This window comes from Cupriavidus sp. WS, assembly GCF_000395345.1.
GTDB classification, from domain to species: Bacteria; Pseudomonadota; Gammaproteobacteria; order Burkholderiales; family Burkholderiaceae; genus Cupriavidus; species Cupriavidus basilensis_B.
Map to the genome: position 1 here is coordinate 1 of NZ_AQPL01000203.1, position 684 is coordinate 684.

General features: G+C 73.7%; 1 protein-coding gene. It reads left to right on the forward strand.

Annotated elements, in window-relative coordinates:
* A partial coding sequence (locus tag K206_RS38510) for an FAD-dependent oxidoreductase (RefSeq protein WP_020203611.1) occupies positions 1–671 on the forward strand: 671 nt, incomplete at its 5' end.
* Between the last annotated feature and the right edge of the window lie 13 nt (positions 672–684).

Below are 684 nucleotides of genomic sequence, written 5' to 3' on the forward strand. Positions count from 1 at the left end.
GCTTTCGCTACGGCGTGCGAGTGCAGCACCTGCATGCCAAGGGCGGCGCCATGCGCGGCGTGGAGATCGCCGACGAGACCGGCGCCTACCGCATCGAGAGCGCCGACGCCTACGTGCTGGCGCTGGGCAGCTTCAGCCCGATGCTGGCGCGCCCGCTCGGCGTGAAGCTCGACATCTACCCGGCCAAGGGCTACTCGGCCACGCTGCCGGTGCTCGATGCCACGCGCGCGCCCAGCGTGAGCCTGACCGACGACGAGTACAAGCTGGTGTTCTCGCGCTTCGGCGACCGCCTGCGCATCGCCGGCACGGCGGAGCTCAACGGCTATGCGATGGATCTCAACCCGGTGCGCTGCGATGCCATCGTGCGGCGCACGCTGGAGGTGTTCCCGGGCATGAGCCGGCCCGAGCTGGCGCAATTCTGGACCGGCCTGCGCCCGGCCACGCCGGGCAACGTGCCGTACATCGGCGCGTCCGCCGTGCGCGGGCTGTACCTCAACACCGGGCATGGCACGCTGGGCTGGACGCACGGCTGCGGCTCGGGCCGCGCCATCGCGGACATCGTGAGCGGGCGCGTGCCGGAGGTGGACTTCGCCTTCACCGGCGAACTGCCGGCGGGCGCGCCACGGCCGGCCACGCTGGCGCCGGCCGCGGCGCGGCCCGCGGCGCACTGACGCCGCCGGCCAG